At 48.8% G+C, this 252-nt stretch carries 1 protein-coding gene; it reads left to right on the top strand.

The window, feature by feature from the left end:
- Nucleotides 1–11 precede the first annotated feature (11 nt).
- Nucleotides 12–134: a hypothetical protein gene (locus tag ACEN88_RS35840; RefSeq protein WP_413347144.1), complete on the top strand. Its 123-nt coding sequence runs from the start codon at nt 12–14 to the stop codon at nt 132–134.
- Nucleotides 135–252: the final 118 nt, after the last annotated feature.

The raw sequence follows: 252 nt of genomic DNA, 5'->3' as shown, positions 1-252 counted from the left end.
GATCAACATTAGTGCCCGTGGGCGAGGACCAGCTCCAACACCTCGAACTTACGAGGGACATTATAGAATCTTTCAATAGGCAATACGGCCCCTTATTCCCCCTTCCAGAAATCAGTATCGGTATGTCCCTCTAGTACCCTTCTCCCAACAAAATAGGGCTAAGAGGCAGTACCGTCCAAAAGAGTTTTATCGCTCCGAGATCCATCTGCCAAAATGTCTAAATCTGCCCCTAACGCCGCATCTCGGATAACC

The sequence above is a fragment of the Massilia sp. CT11-108 genome, from assembly GCF_047302915.1.
GTDB classification, from domain to species: Bacteria; Pseudomonadota; Gammaproteobacteria; order Burkholderiales; family Burkholderiaceae_D; genus Telluria; species Telluria orientalis.
The sequence above is the reverse complement of the archived record's forward strand: the minus strand, read 5'-3'. Positions and strand labels throughout refer to the sequence as shown.